The sequence below is a fragment of the Anaerosalibacter bizertensis genome (assembly GCF_009696605.1).
In the GTDB taxonomy this organism is placed as follows: domain Bacteria; phylum Bacillota; class Clostridia; order Tissierellales; family Sporanaerobacteraceae; genus Anaerosalibacter; species Anaerosalibacter bizertensis.
Window position 1 is genome coordinate 102,348 of sequence record NZ_VULR01000003.1, and the last position, 17,132, is coordinate 119,479.

17 protein-coding genes are annotated in these 17,132 nt (G+C 28.6%); 13 read left to right on the plus strand and 4 right to left on the minus strand.

Annotation, left to right across the window (positions count from 1 at the left end; all coding sequences use genetic code 11):
• Positions 1-2 precede the first annotated feature (2 nt).
• Positions 3-779 carry an ABC transporter ATP-binding protein gene (locus FYJ27_RS03320; RefSeq protein WP_154483093.1) on the plus strand — a complete coding sequence of 259 codons (777 nt, stop codon included), beginning with the start codon at positions 3-5 and terminating at the stop codon, positions 777-779.
• Positions 780-938: 159 nt separating this feature from the next.
• A complete protein-coding gene (locus FYJ27_RS03325; RefSeq protein ID WP_154483096.1) occupies positions 939-1,283 on the plus strand; it encodes a hypothetical protein in 345 nt (114 codons plus the stop codon).
• Positions 1,284-1,399: 116 nt separating this feature from the next.
• On the opposite strand, the gene FYJ27_RS03330 is transcribed toward FYJ27_RS03325, so the two are convergent.
• The 3 genes from FYJ27_RS03330 to FYJ27_RS03340 all read right to left on the minus strand — a co-directional run bounded on the left by FYJ27_RS03330 (position 1,400) and on the right by FYJ27_RS03340 (position 4,858).
• Positions 1,400-2,803, minus strand: coding sequence for a UDP-N-acetylmuramoyl-tripeptide--D-alanyl-D-alanine ligase (locus tag FYJ27_RS03330; protein ID WP_154483099.1), 1,404 nt, complete (start codon positions 2,801-2,803; stop codon positions 1,400-1,402).
• A 41-nt stretch (positions 2,804-2,844) separates the two neighbouring features.
• Positions 2,845-3,921, minus strand: coding sequence for a D-alanine--D-alanine ligase (locus tag FYJ27_RS03335; RefSeq protein WP_154483102.1), 1,077 nt, complete (start codon positions 3,919-3,921; stop codon positions 2,845-2,847).
• A gap of 313 nt (positions 3,922-4,234) precedes the next feature.
• Complete coding sequence (locus tag FYJ27_RS03340) at positions 4,235-4,858, minus strand: MFS transporter (protein WP_154483105.1); 624 nt, start codon at positions 4,856-4,858, stop codon at positions 4,235-4,237.
• Positions 4,859-5,070: 212 nt separating this feature from the next.
• On the opposite strand from FYJ27_RS03340, the gene FYJ27_RS03345 reads away from it, so the two are divergent.
• The 11 genes from FYJ27_RS03345 to FYJ27_RS03395 all read left to right on the plus strand — a co-directional run bounded on the left by FYJ27_RS03345 (position 5,071) and on the right by FYJ27_RS03395 (position 15,831).
• Positions 5,071-6,084: a DNA adenine methylase gene (locus FYJ27_RS03345; protein ID WP_154483107.1), complete on the plus strand. Its 1,014-nt coding sequence runs from the start codon at positions 5,071-5,073 to the stop codon at positions 6,082-6,084.
• Positions 6,085-6,098: 14 nt separating this feature from the next.
• The gene (locus tag FYJ27_RS03350; RefSeq protein ID WP_154483110.1) at positions 6,099-7,022 is read left to right on the plus strand and encodes a Dam family site-specific DNA-(adenine-N6)-methyltransferase; all 924 of its coding nucleotides are present in this window, start codon (positions 6,099-6,101) and stop codon (positions 7,020-7,022) included.
• Between the two features lie 177 nt (positions 7,023-7,199).
• Positions 7,200-7,814, plus strand: coding sequence for a peroxiredoxin (locus FYJ27_RS03355; RefSeq protein ID WP_226808517.1), 615 nt, complete (start codon positions 7,200-7,202; stop codon positions 7,812-7,814).
• A gap of 156 nt (positions 7,815-7,970) precedes the next feature.
• Positions 7,971-8,987 (plus strand): threonine aldolase family protein, encoded by a 1,017-nt coding sequence (locus FYJ27_RS03360; protein ID WP_154483116.1) that lies wholly within the window; start codon positions 7,971-7,973, stop codon positions 8,985-8,987.
• A gap of 88 nt (positions 8,988-9,075) precedes the next feature.
• The gene (locus FYJ27_RS03365) at positions 9,076-9,237 is read left to right on the plus strand and encodes an adenosylcobinamide amidohydrolase (RefSeq protein ID WP_154483118.1); all 162 of its coding nucleotides are present in this window, start codon (positions 9,076-9,078) and stop codon (positions 9,235-9,237) included.
• An 82-nt stretch (positions 9,238-9,319) separates the two neighbouring features.
• Complete coding sequence (locus FYJ27_RS03370) at positions 9,320-10,906, plus strand: DEAD/DEAH box helicase (protein WP_154483121.1); 1,587 nt, start codon at positions 9,320-9,322, stop codon at positions 10,904-10,906.
• 219 nt (positions 10,907-11,125) lie between these two features.
• Positions 11,126-12,115: a helix-turn-helix transcriptional regulator gene (locus FYJ27_RS03375; RefSeq protein WP_154483124.1), complete on the plus strand. Its 990-nt coding sequence runs from the start codon at positions 11,126-11,128 to the stop codon at positions 12,113-12,115.
• Between the two features lie 20 nt (positions 12,116-12,135).
• On the plus strand, positions 12,136-13,173 hold the full coding sequence (locus FYJ27_RS03380) for a M42 family metallopeptidase (protein ID WP_154483127.1): 1,038 nt from the start codon (positions 12,136-12,138) through the stop codon (positions 13,171-13,173).
• Positions 13,174-13,268: 95 nt separating this feature from the next.
• The gene (locus tag FYJ27_RS03385) at positions 13,269-14,186 is read left to right on the plus strand and encodes a TIGR01212 family radical SAM protein (RefSeq protein ID WP_229775459.1); all 918 of its coding nucleotides are present in this window, start codon (positions 13,269-13,271) and stop codon (positions 14,184-14,186) included.
• A gap of 82 nt (positions 14,187-14,268) precedes the next feature.
• Entirely contained in the window at positions 14,269-14,817 is a 549-nt protein-coding gene (locus FYJ27_RS03390) for a lytic transglycosylase (RefSeq protein ID WP_154483130.1), read from the plus strand.
• An 87-nt stretch (positions 14,818-14,904) separates the two neighbouring features.
• Positions 14,905-15,831: a lytic transglycosylase gene (locus tag FYJ27_RS03395; protein WP_154483133.1), complete on the plus strand. Its 927-nt coding sequence runs from the start codon at positions 14,905-14,907 to the stop codon at positions 15,829-15,831.
• Positions 15,832-15,869: 38 nt separating this feature from the next.
• Here FYJ27_RS03395 and FYJ27_RS03400 read toward each other — a convergent pair whose 3' ends face one another.
• Entirely contained in the window at positions 15,870-16,739 is an 870-nt protein-coding gene (locus FYJ27_RS03400; RefSeq protein WP_154483136.1) for a CPBP family intramembrane glutamic endopeptidase, read from the minus strand.
• Between the last annotated feature and the right edge of the window lie 393 nt (positions 16,740-17,132).

The following is a 17,132-nucleotide window of genomic DNA, read 5'->3' on the forward strand; positions in this document are numbered from 1 at the left end:
ATATGCTTCAACTAGAAAATATTTCAAAGACTTTTAATAAAGGAAGTATTAATGAAAATAAGGTATTTGATAATTTCAATATAAATATAGATAATGGGGATTTTGTTTGTGTAGTTGGAAGTAATGGAGCAGGAAAATCAACTTTTTTAAATATTGTTTCAGGAAAAGTTCCAGTTGATAGTGGCAGAATTACTTTAGATAAGTTGGATATAACCAGAGAAAAAGAATTTGAAAGATGTAAGAAAATATCTAGAATTTTTCAGGATCCATCCTTGGGAACTATTCCATCTATGACCATATATGAAAATATGTCTATAGCAGAGAATAAAGGAAATAGTTTTGGGCTTTCTTTTCTTAAAGAGAAGAAAAAAGAAAAACATTTTAAAGAACTATTAGAGGTTTTTGATCTAGGACTTGAAGACAAACTTCATAACCCTGTTTCTCAATTATCTGGAGGGCAAAGACAATCTTTAGCTTTGCTTATTGCAGCACTTGGGAATCCAGAGCTTCTACTTCTAGATGAACATACAGCTGCATTAGATCCTAAAACTTCTGAAATAGTCATGGATATTACTAATAAAATAGTTAAAGAAAAAAATCTAACCACATTAATGATAACTCATAATATAGATCATGCTATTAAATATGGGAATAGAATTGTAATGTTTCATAGAGGGGAGATATTGATAGATTTATCTGGAGAAGAAAAGGAAAGATTAACAAAGGAAAAACTATTGTCACTATTTAAAGATATGAATGATAGAAGCTTTTTTAGTTAAAATAAATAGGGCAAATAAGAAATTGTTAGTAATTTTTTATTTGCCCTATTTAATATTATCTATTTCTATAGGTATATTTATTTTTATAATACTTTATAATTTTGTGATAGAATATATTTATGTGATAATAGAAAAATAAAGTATTGGGAGGTTGAATACTTGAATAACGAGGAAAAGATATATTCTCTATTAGAAAAGTTATACTTGGAACTACAAACAACCAAAACGGAATTAAAGGATGAAATCCGAGGAGTTAGAACAGAATTAAAAGATGAAATTCAAGAAAACAGAAAATCTATTAATAAGAATACAGAATCTATTGGAAAACTTGAATATAAAGTGGATAAAGTCAATGATAAATTAGATAATATAGAAGCCAATAATGCCGATAGACATTTAGAGATAAGTAAAGAGATTGAAGAAATGAAGGATAACTTTAACAATGTTGAACAAATAACAGCAAAAAATTGGCAAGATATAGCTAGATTAAAATCTATAAGGTAAATATAATTTTAGGAGACGGATTATGAAAATGACAAAAATAAATATTATATATTCTATTTTAATTTATTAAAAAGGTGTTGTTCAAAATGATTGAATCATTTCAAACAACACCCTTTTTATATAGCTTTTGATGGTGAATCATAATCTTTTAGCGTATTCACTATATCTTCTAAATGCAGATCTCTAGAAGCTTTAACTAGTACAACTGAATCTTTAGTTACTACTTTATTTAAATCATTGATTAATTCTTTCTTATCCATATATGATTTAATATTGTTCCTTGGAATCATAGGATTAGCCCCTTCAGCAATATGTTTAGCAAGGGGACCAATAGTAAATAGGTAGTCTATTTGGCTAGGGTCCATTTTTTCGCCAACTTCTCTATGCATGGAGATTTCTTCATCTCCGAGGCCTAGCATATCCCCTAGAACAACAATTTTTCTATTGTATTTATCAAGGGAATACAATGTATCTAATGCTGCTAAAACACTTGCTGGATTAGACTTATATGAATCGTCTAATATGGTACATTTTTTAGCATGAATAAGATGATTTCTCATTCCTGTAATATCTGCTTTTTTAAGACCTTCTTGTATATCTTCAAAAGATATATCAAAATATTTAGCTGCTGCTATGGCAGTTGTAGCATTGTATACTTGATGTTTTCCCAACAGTCCTATATTAAAGATATGATGACTAGATTCATTTAGTTTAAAAGATACTCCACTTTCTCCAACATTTATTAATTTAGGACAATAAGTATTGTAGGATTCTTGTCCAAATGTTTCTACCTTAAATTTAGGATTTAATTCTTCTATTTTATTTTTAAGCAGTGGCTCATCTCCAGGGTATATAAATAATCCTTCTGGATTTAGATGATTTATAATTTCGAGTTTTGCTTTAGCTATATTTTCTCTAGTATATAGTGTTTCTAAATGAGCTTCACCAATATTTGTAATAATAGCTACATCCGGATTTGCAATAGATGAGAGTAAATCTGCTTCCCCAAATTCAGATATTCCCATTTCAATTACAGCTATTTCTATATCTTCTTCAAAACTTAAGATGGTTAAAGGAACTCCTAGATGGTTGTTTAAGTTTCCCATGGTTTTTCCAGTCTTATATTTAGTACTTAAAATGCCAGCTAACAAATCTTTTGTAGATGTTTTTCCATTACTCCCTGTTATTCCAACTATTTTCATACCTAATTGACTGGCATAGGATCTTGCTAAATCTTGAATAGCTGTTAAAGTATCTTCAACTAGAATTAAAGGTATATTTATATCAGTTGGAATTGGTTCATTCTTATTCCACAAAGCAGCTATTGCTCCACCTTTAATAGCATCTAATATGAAATTATGGCCATTAAACTTATCACCTTTTATAGGAACAAATAATTGACCAGGACATATGTTTCTGGAATCAGTAGAAACTCCGTTGATAATAATATCTTCATATTCTTTATTGAGCTTAGAATTTTTAATCATTTGTTCAATTTCTTTTAAATTTCTTCTAATCATTTTTCACAGAATTTGTCGCAGCAAATTCTATTTCCTCCTTTCTAGGATCTAGTATTTAAGAGATTATTTTTTTCTTCATGTTTTTCAAAAGCCAATTGGATAAGTATTTCAACTAATTCGGCATAAGTAGTTCCATCAGTAGCTCCCCATAGCACAGGCGTCATACTTACATTTGTAAATCCAGGCATTGTATTTACTTCATTTACATAAATTTTATTATCATCTGTAACAAAGATGTCTACTCTTGCAAGACCGTGACAATTTAATATTTTGAAAGCGTCAACAGCAGTTTCCCGTACTTTGTCACTTACTTCAGGTTCCAATTTTGCTGGTATTACTGGAATTAACTTGCCATCTATATACTTTGCTTCATAATCAAAGAATGGTCTTTCCATAATAAATTCTCCAGGTACAGAAGCTTTAGGATTATCATTTCCTACTACAGATATTTGCATTTCTCTAGCAATTATTTCTTCTTCTATAATTACTTTAGAATCATATAAGAAAGCTTCTTCAACCGCTTTTTCAAATTCTTCACGGTTCTCAGCTCTATTTATACCGACACTTGAACCTAAATTAGCTGGTTTTACATAGTATGGATAATCTAATTTTTTTTCAATTTCTGTATAGACTTTGTTTTTGTCTTTTTTCCAAGAAGGCATTTGAATAGAAGCATATTTTACTTGTGGTATATTATGTTTTGCAAAAATATCCTTCATTATTACTTTATCCATTCCTACTGCAGATGATAACACTCCATTTCCTACATATGGAATATTTAATAATTCTAAAAGACCTTGAATAGTTCCGTCTTCACCGTTAGTGCCATGTAGGGCAGGGAATACAATGTTTTTTTCATTATCATTAATTTGATGCAATAAAAAATCTCCTATAGATTTAGACACTGTATTTGAACTTGTTTTTCTTAGTTCATCTGGGTCTTCTATTTTACCTTCTAATAGTCCTAAAGGACACCAAATACCATCTATTGTAATATATATAGGATAGATATTGTACTTGTTCTTATCTAATGAGTTTATAACAGCAGAAGCACTTTTCAGAGATACTTCGTGTTCAACAGATTTTCCTCCATAAATAACATAAATATTTGTTTTCATATTTTTCCTCCTAACTGTACTTATGGTAAGATATCTACCATATTTTAAGTTTATTTTATAATATAAATATTTTTGGTAAGTAAATTTCTTATAAATAAGTTTAAAAAAGATCGTGACTAGTCTTTTATAATTTTTTCTGGATATAGATAATAAAATATAAAAGATATTATAAAAGAGAAAGTTGCCAATAAAGTAGTAGAATATATACCTTCTAATTGTACCACATTATTGCCCTTTATGATGTTTTGGAAAACATTTATATTTTTATTTAAAGTTAATAAAATAGGTACAAAGCCTGCGGATACTAAGAAAGCTAGTTTAAGAAAAAAACCTTGGAGACCAAAATAGAAACCTTCCAATTGGGTGGTGTTTTCTTTTGAATTCCTTGTGTTACACTATTGGTACCAAAGTATTTTATCAAAAATCCAGGCATAATCATAGCAATAGCAGAATATATAAGCCTAAAAATAGACTGCCAAGTAGATAAGTTTAGCCTGTCCTCATAAGATTGAGATAGTTCTGGTATAAGAGCATTGTAAGGTGCTCCTACTATTGTATAAAATATAAAAAATAGAGAACTCATAACCGATAAATACAATAGTATTGGTATATTATTTGGTGGATAAAAAAGGGCTATAGTACATAGTACTAATGGAATTGAACCAAAAGCAATAAAGGGAATCCTTCTTCCCCATTTAGAGTGAAAATTATCAGAAGCATATCCAACTAAGGGGTCAAAGATCATATCTACAAATCTAGATATGATAAGGGCTAATGCAATATATGCTGGAGATATTAAAGGTTTAAGTCCAGAATTTGCTGGTGGTAAATAGAAGTATACAACCCACTGAACGAATATCTGATCAATTATAGCGTAGCTAACACCTAATCCGTAAAATAACTGGGTTAAAAAGGAGAGTTTATTTTTAGTTTTCATTGCTACCTCCTATAAGATATATAGAATTTTATTTTTTTAATTATATCATAATAAATCTATTCTTACTATTTCTATTCTATATAATTATGGTGAATACTTAAATTAACATATAAACATTGTCATAAGCATAGTAGTCTTCATTTAGCATTATAAATATGATAATATAAAACAAAAGCAGGTATATTGATAGCTTCGAAAGGGGAAAAGAAATATTGGGAAACTTTCATATAAATAATAGAAGATACTTAGGAAGTAAATATAGACTAATACCCCTAATTAAAAGAGTAATAGATAAGGAATGTAGTAGTTATAATATATTTAGTGATATTTTTGGAGGAACGGGAGTTGTAGCTAATGCTTTCAATAGTCGAGAAAATAAGATTATAATAAATGATATTCTGTATTCTAATTACCTTTCATATATTACTTGGTTTAGCAATGGTGAGTATAATAAAAATAAAATAAGACAAATAATAGGTGAATTTAATAATATAAATGCAACAAAGGAAAACTATATTTCAATAAATTTTGGAAATAGATATTTTACAATGGAAAATGCCAGAAAAATTGGAGCCATAAGAGATGAAATAGAAAGTATCTCTTCAATGTTAACTTTTAGGGAAAAGGCTATATTAATAACATCTTTAATGTATGCAGTAGATAAAGTAGCTAATACATGTGGTCATTATGATGCATATAGGAAAAACTTGGACAATGTTCAATCTTTAAGATTAAAAATTCCCTTTATAAGGGATGATTATAATAAGAATAATGAAATATACAATGAAGATGCAAACAAGTTGGTAAGAAAAATTTCTTCTGATATTGTATATATAGATACCCCTTATAATTCTAGGCAGTATTCAGACTCTTATCATCTTCTTGAAAATATAGTTACATGGAAAAAACCTAAGTTAGTAGGAGTGTCTAAAAAAATGATAGATAGAAGTGATATAAAAAGTGACTATTGCACTGTAAAAGCTCCTAAAGTATTTGATGATTTAATACAAAATATTGATTCTAAGTATATTTTAGTTTCTTATAGTAATATGGGTAAAAAAGGACATGGGAGATCTAATGCGAAGATAAATGATGAAGAGATAGTGGAGAGTTTAGAAAAAAGAGGAAAAGTAAAAATATTTTATACAGATTATAAACAGTTTACCACAGGTAAATCTGAAATTATGAATTATAAAGAAAGATTATTTTTATGTAAATGTAGATAGGAAAGGAGATATTCTTGATAGCAGATACTAAAAAACTTATAAAGTCTCCATTAAATTATACTGGAGGAAAATATAGATTATTAGAACAGATATTGCCTTTATTTCCTTATGAAATTGATACTTTCATAGACTTGTTTTGTGGAGGGTGTAATGTTGGAATAAACGTATTAGGAAATAAAATTATATGTATAGACAATGAGAAACCTCTTATAAGATTACTTAACTCTTTTAAGTTAAGAGAAAAAGAAGAAATCTTTAATACAATTTATTATATAATTAAAAAATATAATCTTTCAGATTCATCTAAATATGGATATGAATATTATGATTGTGTTAGTTCTTCAGGATTAAGCTATTATAATAAGGAAAGATATTTGAAATTAAGGGATGATTATAATAACAGAAGTGAAGAAAATTTTTATTACGATATGTTATTCTATACAATGACTATATACTCTTTTAATAACCATATACGATTTAATAGGAACGGAAAATTTAATATTCCAGTAGGAAAAAGGGATTTCAATGAATCTGTTGAAAAAAAATTATCTTATTTCATAGATGAAATTAAGAAAAAAAACATTCATTTTATTTTGGATGATTTTAAGAGAGTAGATTTTAATACTTATTTAGATAATAGTTCATTTGTATATGCAGATCCTCCTTATTTAATAACAAATGCTACATATAACGAGCAAAACAAATGGGATAAAGCAAAGGAATTTCAATTATTAAATATATTAGATGATTTAAATGAAAAAAATATAAAATTTGCTTTATCAAATGTATTAGAAACTAAGGGGAAGAGAAATGAAATTTTAATTCAGTGGAGCAAAAAATACAATGTCAATTATTTAAATTATAATTATAACAATTCAAACTACCATAAGAGAGATAAAAAGTCTAATAATATAGAGGTACTTATTACAAATTATTAAAGTATATAAAACATAAATTATAGAAAAACAGCTATTAATCCTAAGGATTAATAGCTGTTTTTCGTCTTATAATATTCCTTAACTTTCTATTTGTAGACAACATATTATAATAGTGAGAAAATGAAAAAAATTATGGTGGTGGAATTTATGAATGAAAATAATTGTTTAAAAATAGGTATGAAAGCACCAGATTTTATTGCTCAAACTACTTTTGGGCCATTAAGACTTTCAGATTTTAGAGGAAAATGGGTAATTTTATTTTCTCATCCAGGAGATTTTACACCTGTTTGAACTACAGAATTCATTGCTTTGGCAAAGCAATACAATTCTTTTAAAGAAAGAAATGCACAACTTATAGGTTTAAGTATTGATAGTAATCCTTCTCATTTAGCTTGGGTTTACAATATATATCAAAATACTGGAATTCAAATACCTTTTCCTGTGATTGCAGATAGAGATGGAAGTATTGCAAGACTTTATGGGATGATAGCACCAGGAGAAAGTACAACTGCTACTGTTAGAAATGTATATTTTATTGATCCAAATCAGATAATCAGAGCAGTTTTAGTATATCCTCTTTCAACTGGAAGAAACACTTATGAAATGCTCAGATTATTAATTGCTCTTCAAACAGCTGATAGGGAGAAAGTGGCTATTCCAGCAAATTGGTTGCCAGGAGATCCAGTAGTTGTACCTCCTCCACAGACTTATGATGAGCTTTTGAGGAGACTAGAGGGAGAAGAAGGTTTATGTTGCGTAGACTGGTATCTATGTTATAAAGATATATACTAATATTAGTTGAAAGACCAATAGTTTAATTCTATTGGTCTTTCCTTATTAAAGAGGGAATTAAATGATTTTAATGCATAGAAAAATATTAAAAAAGCTTATATTGTGATAAAATATATAAAAGACAATTTTCAATAATAAAAAGAAGAAGGTGGCAAAATGAGAAGTTTTTTAAGCGATAATAATTCAGGTGTACATTCAAAAATATTTAAGGCTATGGAAGAATGTAATGTAGATCATCAGTTGCCTTATGGACAAGATATTTATACAGAAAAGGCTGTAGAAAAAATAAGAGAAGTTTTTGAAAAGGATGTAGATGTATATTTTGTAACTACTGGAACAGCTGCCAATGTAGTGGGACTTAGTGGTTTATTAAGACCTTTTGAGGGGGTTATATGTGCTGATACAGCCCATATAAATGTAGATGAATGTGGAGCTTTTGAAAGGTTTAGTGGTTCTAAGTTGTTATATGTACCCAATAAAGATGGAAAACTATGTATAGAAGATATTGAAAAGTTTCTTAATTCTTTAGGAGATGAGCATCAAACTCAACCTAAAGTTATTTCTATTGCACAATGTACAGAAATAGGAACTGTATATACAGTAGATGAAATAAAAAGATTAGCCGATTTTGCTCATGAAAACAATCTATATATTCATGTAGATGGAGCAAGAATAGCAAATGCAGCAGTATCTTTAGATAGGAGCTTTAAGGAAATTATTACAGATACGGGAGTTGATTTACTTTCCTTTGGAGGCACTAAAAATGGAATGATGATGGGAGAAGCAATAATATCATTTAATCCAGAAATAAGTAAAAATTTTAAATTTGTAAGGAAACAAGGTATGCAATTAGTTTCAAAAATGCGTTTTGTTTCTTCTCAATTTATTGCTTATTTAGAAGATGATTTATGGAGAGAAAATGCAGAAAATGCAAATTCAATGGCTAAATATTTAGAGGGTAAGCTTAAAGAAATAAATGGTGTAAAGTTGTGTAGAGATATTGAAGCTAACATATTGTTTATAAATATACCTACAAAATGGGTAGAACCATTAGAAGAGATATACCCATTATATGAAGAGGATGGAGAAATAAGATTAGTAACATCTTTTGATACTACAAAGGAAGATATAGATAAATTTATAGATACTATTAAAGAAATAGCTTCTATTTAAGTAAAGGTCCCATCTAGGGACTTTTATTTTCAAAGTTTTAATTATTTATAGGAGAGGATTTTCTTGATGATATATAGATTATCTACAAATGATGAAGTACATGGATATAAAAAAGTATAATAATACCTTAATAGTTACAGATGCCAATTTGTCTTCAGATACTTTAACAGGGGCTTTGGTTACTTCTACAGAAGCTAAGTTTGATATACTAGTAATTTGTATGATAAGGTCTATGTATGAGAATAAGTAATATTTACCTTGCATATTTGGAATAATAAATATATACTTTATAAGTCGTTAAATAAGGAAAAAGGAAGGAAGTTAAAATTTATATGGAAAAATTGAAATTTGAACATACAGAACTATCGAAGGAGATGAAAAAAGCTATTTCTGATATGGGATTTGAAGAGGCTTCTCCTATTCAATCTCAAGCTATACCGTATATTCTTAAGGGAAATGATATAATAGGTCAGGCACAAACAGGTACAGGAAAAACAGCAGCTTTTGGAATACCTATATTGGAAATGTGTGAATCTAGCAGTAAAGAACTACAGGCTATTGTGCTTTGTCCTACAAGAGAACTTTCAATACAAGTAGCAGAGGAAGTAAGAAAACTAGCAAAGTACAAAAAGAATATATATGTTTTGCCAGTTTATGGTGGGCAACCTATTGAAAGACAGATAAGGAGTTTGAAAAAAGGTGTACAAATAGTAATTGGCACGCCAGGAAGAGTCATAGATCATCTAAAAAGAGGTACTTTAAAGACTAAAAATGTAAAAATGGTTGTATTTGATGAGGCAGATGAAATGTTTGATATGGGATTTAGAGATGATATTGAGCTTATATTAAATTATATGCCTAAAAATAGACAGACTGTATTTTTTTCAGCAACAATGGCAAAAGAAATAATGAATTTTGCAAAGAAATATCAAAAGGACCCTGAAATAATTAAAGTTGTTCATAAAGAGCTTACAGTTCCTAAAGTGGAACAATACTATTTTGAGCTTAAAAGAAATATGAAAACAGAAATATTATGTAGACTTGTTGATATATATAATCCAAAGCTTTCCCTTGTCTTTTGTAATACAAAGAAAAAAGTTGATGAGTTAGTAATGGAATTACAAGGAAGAGGATATTTTGCCGATGGACTTCATGGAGATTTAAAACAATCACAAAGGGATAAAGTTATGGCTTCATTTAGAAAAGGAAATATTGACATTTTAGTTGCTACAGATGTAGCAGCTAGAGGAATAGATGTAGGCAATGTAGATATAGTATTTAATTATGATATTCCTCAAGATGATGAATCTTATGTTCATAGAATAGGAAGAACAGCGAGAGCAGGAAGATCTGGTAAAGCTTTTAGCTTCGTTGTAGGTAGAGATATACACAAACTTAAAGACATTCAAAAATATACTAAAACTAAAATAATTAGACATGAACTTCCTACATTAGGTGATGTAGAAGAAAAAAGAATGGATATATTATTAGAAAAGGTAAGAAATCAATTAGATAATGAAGATCTTTCTAAATACGAAAAAATTGTGGCTATTCTTTTAGAAGAAGAGTATAATTCTTTTGATGTTGCTTCTGCTATTTTAAAACTTTATATAGATGACAATAAAAAAGACGGTTATGAAGAAATAGATACAAACAATTTAAATAATGGTGCAGAAGCAGGAATGGTAAGGTTATTTATAAATATGGGTAAAAAACAGAAAATAAGTCCAAGACATATTATTGGAGCTATAACAAATAAAACTAGCCTTTCACGAAATGATATAGGAAAGATAGATATATATGATAAGTTTTCATTTGTAGAAGTTTCTAAAGAGAATACAAGTGAAGTTCTTGCAGGCCTTAAAAATTATAGGATAAAAGGTAAGAAGATGAATATTGAAATAGCTAATCCTAGATAATATATTAAAAATTCTTTTCTAAACGTTAGAAAAGAATTTTTTTATGAGGAAAATTATTTATACTACTGATGATACAGAAGGAAGTTATAATATTAAATGAAATATGTTATAATATATATGTCTATAAAAAGAGTTTAAGGGAATGAGCCTAGCAAAATATAGAAGAACCTTACCTTACTAAGGTAGGGTTCTTTTGGTAATAGATATGGAGGTGTAAAGTTGGGAGAAAAAACTAAACTTAAGCTTTTACATATTCTTAATATATTGAAAGAAGATTCTGATGAAGAAACAATTTTAACGACTAGTGATATAATAGATAAATTACAAGATAAAGGGATAATAGCAGAAAGGCGTTCAGTAATAAGGGATATAAAAACTTTAGAAGCTTTTGGATATGATATAAGCCTTTATGAGGAAAATAAACAGGGATATTATTTAAGAAGTAGAGAATTTGAGGAAGAAGAATTGAGAATACTTATAGATACAGTATCTGCTTCCAAATCTATAACTACAAAGAAATCTAAGGAACTTATTGATAAGTTAAAGAAACTTACTAGTAAAAATTTAGGTAAAAAGATTGTAGGACAAGTTTATGTAGATGAAAAAATAAAAAGTAAAAATGAAAGAATTTACTATAATGTAAATGCATTAAGCTCTGCTATTGAAGAAAATAAAAAGGTAAATTTCAAATACACAACTTATAATATAAATAAACAGTTAGAGTATAGGAAGAAAGGAAAAACTTACAAAGTAAGTCCTTATGGCTTAGGTTGGCATGAAGATAATTATTATTTAATAGGGATCCATGAAAAGTATGATAATATTTCACACTATAGAGTAGATAGAATAAAAGATGTAGAAATATTAGATGAAAGAAGGAAGATACTTAAAGAGTATGAAAATGGAAAAGAGTTTAATGTAGCAGATTATATAAATAAAACTTTTAATATGTTTACTGGAGAAAAGAAAATAGTAAAGATTCGATTTGAAAATCATCTTATTAATCCAGTTATAGACAAATTTGGAACAGATGTATTTTTAAGAAAAGATGGAGATGAAAATTTTTTAGTATGTGCAGAAATACTTATTAGTAAAGGTTTTATTTCTTGGCTGTTACAATTTGGTTCCTCCGCAGAACTTATAGAGCCGGTGGAAGTAAGGGACATGATAAAAGAGAAAGTTAAAGAATTGAAAAATATATATAAGTAAATTTTAAGGGAGGACATATCATGGAAACTGACATAGAATTTATATTAGACAATATGAAAAAGTATCTTTCAATACCAAGTCCAGGAGGTTATACTAAAGAAGCTATATTAAAAGTAAAAAAAGATTTTGAAAAATTTGGCCTTTCAACAAAAATAACTAATAAGGGAGCTTTGATAGGCACGTTAGAAGGAGAAAATGACCATAGACATGTTATGATAACTGCTCATATAGATACATTAGGAGCTATGGTTAAGGAAATTAAGGATAATGGAAGAATTAGGTACCATAGAGTAGGTGGAAGCAGTTGGGGATCAATAGAAGGAGAAAATTGTTATATTATAACTAGGAAAGGTAAGAAAATACGGGGATCTATTATTCCTAAAATAGCTTCTACTCATACTTATGGTGCTGAAAAAGGAAATGAAGCTAGAAATGAAGATAATATGTTTGTAAGAATAGATGAAATAGTTGAGAATAAAGATGATGTGCTTAAATTAGGGATAAATGTAGGCGATTTTATATGTATGGAGACAAGAACAGAAATAACTGATAGTGGATTTGTAAAGTCAAGGTATTTAGATAATAAATTAGCTGTAGCTATAGTCATGGAAATTATTCGTTATTTTAAAGAAAATAATTTAAAACCAAAATATACAACCCATTTTTACATAAGCAATTATGAAGAAATAGGACATGGTATATCAGTTATACCAGAAAGAACAGAAGAAATAATAGCTATAGACGTAGGAATTGTAGGAGAAGGACAACAGTCTAATGAATTTAGTGTAAGTATTGTAGCAAAAGATAGAAGGAGTCCTTATGATTTTGAATTTAGGAATAAATTAGTAGAAATAGCAGAGAAAAATAATATTAGATATGAAGTAGATGTATATAATTTCTATAGCTCCGATGCCACTCATTGTGTAGCTCAAGGAAGGGATATAAACTTTGCTTGTTTAGGACCAGGAGTAGATGCATCCCATCATTACGAAAGAACTCATATCTTATCTATAGAAAATACGACAAATCTTTTGAAAAGCTATATGTTAAGTGATTAATAAATGATTCTAAGCCTGATAAGGTTCTTCTTAAATCAAAACTTTATCAGGTTTTTTATATTAATTATAAATAATAAATAAAGGTGTGAAGATTTATGATGTGGGGAGACAAGAGATATCTTTCATTAAATTATGAACTTAGGAAGACATTTGGAACAAAGGTGATAAAACTTTCATTAGATGGGGGATTTACCTGTCCTAATAGGGATGGAACTATTGGAAATAGGGGTTGTATATTTTGTGGAGAAGAAGGTTCTGGTGAATTTACTTCATCTAGGAAACTTTCTATAAAAGACCAAATAGAAAGTCAGAAGAGATTTCTATCTAAAAAATGGCCGGAAGGAAAGTATATTTCTTTTTTTCAAAACTTTACAAATACCTATTCAACGGTGAAAGATTTAAATAAGAAATACTCAGAGGCTATTTCCCAAAATGGAGTAGTAGGTTTAGCAATAGCTACAAGGCCAGATTGCTTATCGGAAGAAGTGCTAAAATTACTTGAAGAATTCAACAAAAAGACTTTTTTATGGGTGGAATTAGGACTTCAAACTATACATGGCGAAACTGCTAAGTTTATAAGGAGAGGTTATGAACTAGATTGTTATGAAAAAGCAATAATAGAGCTAAATAAAAGAAATATAAAAGTGGTAACTCATCTTATATTTGGACTTCCCAATGAAACAAATAAAGATATGTTGGATTCAGTTAAATACATCTCAAGTACCAATACCTGGGGTATTAAGTTTCACAATTTATATATACAGGAAGGAACAGATCTATATAATTATTATATAAAAAATCCGTTTCACATACTATCTATAGATGAGTATATATCACTAGTAGTAGATAGTATAGAGTTATTACCACAAAATATGGTTGTTCATAGACTTACAGGGGATGGAAAAAAAGAGTTATTAGTAGAGCCTAGATGGACACTTAATAAATTAAAAGTGCTTTCAAGTATAGATAAAGAACTTAAACAAAGAAACACATATCAAGGGATATACTATTAATTAAAACAATGTTTTTTTAACACTTAACCTTTTTTTACATAATATATATTGAAGAAAATTATAGTAAAGAAAGGTGGTTAAAATGAATAATTCTATTGATATGCAACAAAGATGTCCAGCAGGAAGTTTTCCTTATACAATAAGGTCAGGAGATACTCTTTACGAACTAGCTAGGAGAAATGGTACTACTGTTCAAGCAATAATGGCTATAAATCCAGGAATAAATCCAAATAATTTAAGAGTGGGTCAGATAATATGTATTCCAGGGGCAGTACCACCACAACCAGTACCATGTCCAAATGGATTTTATTATACAATAAGATCAGGAGATACTCTTTATAGTATAGGTCAGAGATATGGTGTATCTGTACAAGAATTAATGGCAGCAAACCCAGGAATAAATCCAAATAATTTAAGAATAGGTCAAACAATATGTATTCCAAGAGCTGTATCACCACAACCAGTACCATGTCCAAATGGATTTTATTATACAATAAGACAGGGAGATACTCTTTATAGTATAGGTCAGAGATATGGTGTATCTGTACAAAGCTTATTAGCAGCAAATCCAGGAATAGATCCAAATAATTTAAGAATAGGTCAATTGATATGTGTTCCAAGAATAATGTAAGATTATAAGTATGAAAACTTTAACACTTAGCCCTTTCTTTGCATAATATAATATTGAATAAAATTATAGCAAAGAAAGGTGGTTAAGATGTACGATTCTGTTGAAGGTAAAAAAACATGTCCTATGGGAAGTTTTCCCTATACAATAAGATCAGGAGATACCCTATATAAGTTAGCTAAAACGTACAATACTACAGTTGAAGCAATAATGGCTATAAACCCAGGAATAGATCCAAATAATCTACAAATAGGCCAGGTAATATGTATTCCGAGGGCAATGCCGCCAGGACCTCCCCCATGTCCAAATGGATTTTACTATACAATAAGATCAGGAGATACTCTTTATAATATAGGCCAAAGATATAATGTATCAGTAGAAGCATTGTTGAGAGCAAATCCAGGAATAGATCCAAATAATCTACAAATAGGTCAAGTAATATGTATTCCAATGGCAATGCCACCAGTACCTCCTCCATGTCCAAATGGATTTTACTATACAATAAGATCAGGAGATACTCTTTATAATATAGGCCAAAGATATAATGTATCAGTAGAAGCATTGTTGAGAGCAAATCCAGGAATAGATCCAAATAATCTACAAATAGGTCAAGTAATATGTATTCCAATGGCAATGCCACCAGTACCTCCTCCATGTCCAAATGGATTTTACTACACAATAAGATCAGGAGACACTCTTTACAATATAGGCCAAAGATATAACGTATCAGTAGAAGCATTGTTGAGAGCAAATCCAGGAATAGATCCAAATAATCTACAAATAGGTCAAATAATATGTATTCCAAGGCAAATGCCTCCAGGACCTCCCCCATGTAGAAATGGATTCTATTATGTTGTAAGACGAGGAGATACTTTTTATAGCATAGGCAGAAAGTATAATGTATCAGTGGAAGCGTTGATGAAAGCAAATCCAGGGGTAGATCCAAATAATCTACAAATAGGTCAAATAATATGTGTTCCAATAGCTAAGCCATTAAGTGAAGAGGAAGATAAATAAATATTTTTACCATAAAAAGCCTAGATTATCTAGGCTTTTTATGTTTGTTTTATCATAAAAGACAATATAAGGCTGAAACATATGAATATTAATATACTTATTTTCAAAGGTTTGTTAAATATTTTTTCCTTTGAAAATCTCTTTTTATTTTTTAGTTTTATATTATTTATACTTGCTAATTTATATATTAAAGAACATACGACTATTAAAGATAGTATAACTATTGTTCCAAAAAATAATAAATTTAACTCCTCTTTAGTGTCAGGTGCTGTGCTTTGAATTGGAATTATTAGATCCATAAGTATTGGAAAGCTGTTATTTATAAGATGTATTAGCATAGAAGAATATATGGAATTGGTACTATATACTAAAAAAGAAGCAACAATTCCAGCAACGAATGTATGGGAGAATTGGAAAGTATTTAAATGTAACATACCAAACATTAATCCATTTATTATAGAAGCAGTAAATATATTTTTATATCTATATCCATCTAATATGATTCCTCTCATAAAGACTTCTTCAATAATTGCCGGAGTAAAAGCTGTAAAGATAAAGGTAGAAATGAGATTATTAGTAGTTTCTTCAAAGATTATATTTGCAAGAGCATCCCCAAAAAGATAATTATATACTGTTATTATAAACAATGAAAGTGGAAGCATGAAAATCCATATGATAGGTATAAGTAATAAGCTTTGCTTATTTAATGGATTAAGTTTTAAAATTCTTTTTATATCTTTTTTATTTAAAATAAGATATATAGATACTGGAATTAATAAAGCTACATATTGATATAATTTATCATCAATAGGTAAGAATTGAGTAATTATTGCCCAAATAAGCGTAATTAAATAAAACAAATTAACTTTATATATGGACCTATTTTTTAAGGTTACTTTGTTTTCCATGTTTTACTCCTTTCAAATATATATTAGTAAATTATATCATAGTTATGACTTATGTAATAATGGTTCCTTAAATTCAATTATATAAAATTGAAGATATTATATCATCAGTCTTAGAAAGTTTTCGAAGATTTGTGGCATATATAATAAAATCAATGAGGATAGTATTGTTTAAAGTGCATATTAAAGGGATTGGATTCATATAGATGAGTATGATTTGAAAAAACTTATATTTTTCGTTATTTAAGCTATTTAACAGGGATTACTTTATTTGTTTATTGTAGAAAGTTGTGCTAGAATGTATATAAAGTTAAAGAAAATTGAGTAATGAGTATTGGTATTTGGCGGGAGTCATTTTACCAATTTTTTTGTATAAAGAAATATAAAGGGGGTAAA

What these genes read in the sequence shown, in the direction of transcription:
- FYJ27_RS03370 (WP_154483121.1), top strand. Translation starts at nt 9,320, where the DNA reads ATGGAAAAATTGAAATTTGAACATACAGAACTATCGAAGGAGATGAAA.
- FYJ27_RS03400 (WP_154483136.1), bottom strand. Translation starts at nt 16,739, where the DNA reads ATGGAAAACAAAGTAACCTTAAAAAATAGGTCCATATATAAAGTTAAT.
- FYJ27_RS03380 (WP_154483127.1), top strand. Translation starts at nt 12,136, where the DNA reads ATGGAAACTGACATAGAATTTATATTAGACAATATGAAAAAGTATCTT.
- FYJ27_RS03340 (WP_154483105.1), bottom strand. Translation starts at nt 4,858, where the DNA reads ATGAAAACTAAAAATAAACTCTCCTTTTTAACCCAGTTATTTTACGGA.
- FYJ27_RS03335 (WP_154483102.1), bottom strand. Translation starts at nt 3,921, where the DNA reads ATGAAAACAAATATTTATGTTATTTATGGAGGAAAATCTGTTGAACAC.
- FYJ27_RS03385 (WP_229775459.1), top strand. Translation starts at nt 13,269, where the DNA reads ATGATGTGGGGAGACAAGAGATATCTTTCATTAAATTATGAACTTAGG.
- FYJ27_RS03365 (WP_154483118.1), top strand. Translation starts at nt 9,076, where the DNA reads ATGATGAAGTACATGGATATAAAAAAGTATAATAATACCTTAATAGTT.
- FYJ27_RS03360 (WP_154483116.1), top strand. Translation starts at nt 7,971, where the DNA reads ATGAGAAGTTTTTTAAGCGATAATAATTCAGGTGTACATTCAAAAATA.
- FYJ27_RS03320 (WP_154483093.1), top strand. Translation starts at nt 3, where the DNA reads ATGCTTCAACTAGAAAATATTTCAAAGACTTTTAATAAAGGAAGTATT.
- FYJ27_RS03395 (WP_154483133.1), top strand. Translation starts at nt 14,905, where the DNA reads ATGTACGATTCTGTTGAAGGTAAAAAAACATGTCCTATGGGAAGTTTT.
- FYJ27_RS03390 (WP_154483130.1), top strand. Translation starts at nt 14,269, where the DNA reads ATGAATAATTCTATTGATATGCAACAAAGATGTCCAGCAGGAAGTTTT.
- FYJ27_RS03330 (WP_154483099.1), bottom strand. Translation starts at nt 2,803, where the DNA reads ATGATTAGAAGAAATTTAAAAGAAATTGAACAAATGATTAAAAATTCT.